Source organism: Butyrivibrio sp., assembly GCF_024699075.1.
Genome location: NZ_JAILQF010000484.1, coordinates 1 through 3,444 on the forward strand (window position 1 = coordinate 1; position 3,444 = coordinate 3,444).

Annotated in this window: 3 protein-coding genes; 1 reads left to right on the top strand and 2 read right to left on the bottom strand. The window is 36.2% G+C overall.

Features of this window, described 5'->3' with window-relative positions:
- Nucleotides 1–258, bottom strand: a 258-nt coding sequence (locus K6G87_RS19245; RefSeq protein ID WP_296840925.1) for a hypothetical protein, incomplete at its 3' end; no start/stop codon positions are given.
- 151 nt (nucleotides 259–409) lie between these two features.
- A complete protein-coding gene (locus K6G87_RS19250) occupies nucleotides 410–2,530 on the bottom strand; it encodes an efflux RND transporter permease subunit (protein ID WP_296840928.1) in 2,121 nt (706 codons plus the stop codon).
- Nucleotides 2,531–2,875: 345 nt separating this feature from the next.
- Here K6G87_RS19250 and K6G87_RS19255 point away from each other — a divergent pair.
- Nucleotides 2,876–3,444, top strand: a 569-nt coding sequence (locus K6G87_RS19255; RefSeq protein WP_296840931.1) for a TetR/AcrR family transcriptional regulator, incomplete at its 3' end; no start/stop codon positions are given.

A 3,444-nucleotide genomic window follows, 5' to 3' on the forward strand; every position in this document is an offset into this window, starting at 1 on the left:
AACTTCATTTGCAGTACCATTTGCATCTGTCATTATATATACTGTTTCTTCCTTGTCAGAAGCAGTGCTTGCACCAAATGCACTGGAATCCATTGTATTTTCAAGTGTTGTCTCTTCTTCTGCTACCTTTTGAGCTTCCTGAGCTGCTCCATTTGAAGCTACCTTTTCAGAACTTACAACTCCGCATGCCATTGTTGTAAATGCAAGAATTGTTGCAACCATAAGTGCCCTTGTACGCACCAGATATTTCTTTATCATAAATTCATCCTCCTAGCTAATCCTCTTTTATTTGCTTTTATTTACGCTTTTATTTGTTTTATTATTTAACAGCATATTTACTAAGCTTATTATCATAACTATATTTTTTATACAAATAACTTAAAGTTCTAAATTTATAGTCTACTAAGCTTTAGGCAACTATGCTCTCGCTTCCGGCCTTAGCCTTATGTCTCTTCTTGTCAGCCATCCTTGCATCCTTAAATCCAAAGCTTGTGCGTACGATGATAGGATCAAAGATCATATACATTGCAGGAAGTACAAGTATAACTACGCACATACTTATGATCGCGCCTCTTGCCATCAGCATACATAGTGAACCGATCATATCAATTGAAGATATAAGACCAACTCCAAAGGTTGCAGAGAAGAAGCTAAGCGCACTTACAATTATTGACTTCATGCTTGTAGAAAGGGCTATATGAGTTGCTTCCTTCTTGCTCTTTCCATTATTTCTTTCACGGCAGAATCTTGTTGTCATAAGGATCGCATAATCTACTGTTGAACCAAGCTGTATTGTTCCTATTACAACTGATGCTATAAATGGAAGTACCGATCCTGTGTAGTAAGGAATTCCCATATTTATGAAAATAGCAAATTCGATAACTGCTACTAGTATGAATGGAAGTGAGAATGACTTAAGTACAAACAGTATGATCGCAAATACAGCGCCAATTGAAACCCAGTTAACTACTGTAAAGTCATGATTTGTAATAGTAATAAGATCCTTAGTACAAGGTGCTTCTCCTACAACCATTGCATTTGCATCATAGGATTTAACTATTTTATTAACTGCGTCAATCTGAGCATTTACTTCATCTGATGCTGTATTGTATTCACTTGTTATGATTATCAGTTTGTAATCATCACTCTGTATCTCAGATTTAAGATCATCAGGAACCATATCCATAGGGATCATTCCGCCTATAGCAGAGTCAAGGCCTATTGCAGCATCAACGCCGTCAACCTTTGATATTTCTTCGTTCATCTGTGTAATATCATTTGAAGACATATCAGCATCAACAAGGAGCATATAGGTTGTGCTTGTATCAAAATTCTCATCAAGCTCTTTGGCTGCCTGAGTACTTGGAAGTGAATCAGGAAGTGTCTTTGCAAGGTCATAATAAACTTTTGTATGACCATTTCCATATACTGCAAAAGGAAGAAGTACAAGGAATATTACTGCAAAGATCTTGTAATGATCTGAGATCCAGTTAGGAATCTTCTCCATCTCAGGAAGAAGAGGCTTATGCTTGGACTTCTCTATAAGGTTATCGAATACAAGTATCAATGAAGGAAGAACTGTTATACAACAGATAACACCAAAGATAACACCCTTAGCCATTACGACACCAAGGTCAAGGCCTATAGTAAAGCTCATAAAGCAAAGTGCTATAAAGCCGGCTATAGTTGTGATTGAACTTCCGATAACAGACTGGAAGGTTGCTTCGATAGCATGTGCCATAGCAGTCTTCTTTTCAAGTCCCTTATCAAGTTCCTCCTGATATGAGTGCCACAAAAATATTGAATAATCCAGTGTTACGCCCAGCTGAAGTACTGCTGCAAGTGACTTTGTGATAAAAGATATCTCGCCAAACACTATATTGGAACCCAGGTTATAAACAATTGCCATTCCTATTGATAATAAGAAAAATATAGGAATAAGATAGGAATCCATTGTAAGTGAAAGTACGATAACAGCAAGGATTACAGCTATCATTACATAAATAGGTGTCTCTTTTTCTGCAAGGTCCTTAGTATCTGTAACAATTCCGCTCATACCTGCAAGGAAGCACTTTTCATTGGCAACCTTTCTTATCTGTCTTATGGCATCCATTGTTCCATCACTGGATGTTGTCTCATCAAATATGATGAACATCATTGTCGCATCATCTGAATTGAACGCTTCATATACATTATCAGGAAGCATATCCATTGGAACTGACAGATCCATAAAACTGTCATACCATAATACTTTCTTGACATGATCAATTTGCTCGATCCTGCTCTTAAGTTCGGAAACATCCTTCTCTTCCATACCCTCTACTATAAAAAGAGAATAGGCTCCTGTTCCGAATTCGTTCTCAAGAATATCTTGTCCCTGCATTGTCTCAATTTCTTTTGGAAGATAGGACAAAATATCATAGTTGACCCTGGTTCCGATGTATCCCATAGCAGACGGGATCAACAGAAATACAGCTACTGCGAGTATTACAAAACGCAGCTTTACAATTCCTTTTGATATCGTTTTCATAATTCCTCCACGTTTTATGACCACTGGTCATTTTCTACATATTATGGTATACTCCTAAAATGACCAATGGTCAATTACTTTTTTGTTATTTTTATTTTTTATTTAGAAATTGGTGGATTTACTTAGATTCTAGGGTAACAGATACATTAATCTGTCCAATTATTGATTCAAGATTTTTATGGAGGTATGAAAATGGTCTTATCAGATTCAGCTTAATCTAATAATTTTCTTTCTGATTCTTTATGGGTAACACCAATACAATTGATATGTTATTATGATAGTAGGGTTACAATATGATTGTGCCAAAACAAAGCACTTCTTTTTAGAATTTTCACAGAGGATAAAATGAGTAAAATAGACAGCAACAAGCAAAAGAAACGGGATTCTCTTTTAAATGCTTCCTTTGATTTCTTTATGACCAAAGGGCTTGAGAAGACATCCATATCCGATATAATCGAAAAAGCAGGAGTAGCCAAGGGGACATTTTATCTTTACTTTAAAGATAAATATGATATAAGAAATAAACTTGTGATCCACAAGTCTGCCCAGCTTTTTGGCTCTGCTTATGAAGCTCTTCAAAAAGCCAATATCGATAATATTCAGGACAAGATCATATTCATAGTCGATAATATAATCGTTCAATTGTCCGATAACAAAGCCCTTCTTACTTTTCTTCACAAGGACCTTACATGGGGAATATTCAGAAGAGTTCTAGATCCAAACTCTTCTTTTGCTGAAGAGATTGATGTTGGAGGAATATACAAAAAGCTTTTAGAACAGTCAGGCGTTGTATTTGTAGAACCTGACATAATGCTCTTTATGATAATGGAACTTGCAGGCGCAACCTCCTATAGTGCTATAGTAGATGGCATTCCCTGCAGTATCGAAGAATTAAAGCCATACCTTTACAGCTC

What these genes read in the sequence shown, in the direction of transcription:
- K6G87_RS19250 (WP_296840928.1), bottom strand. Translation starts at nt 2,530, where the DNA reads ATGAAAACGATATCAAAAGGAATTGTAAAGCTGCGTTTTGTAATACTC.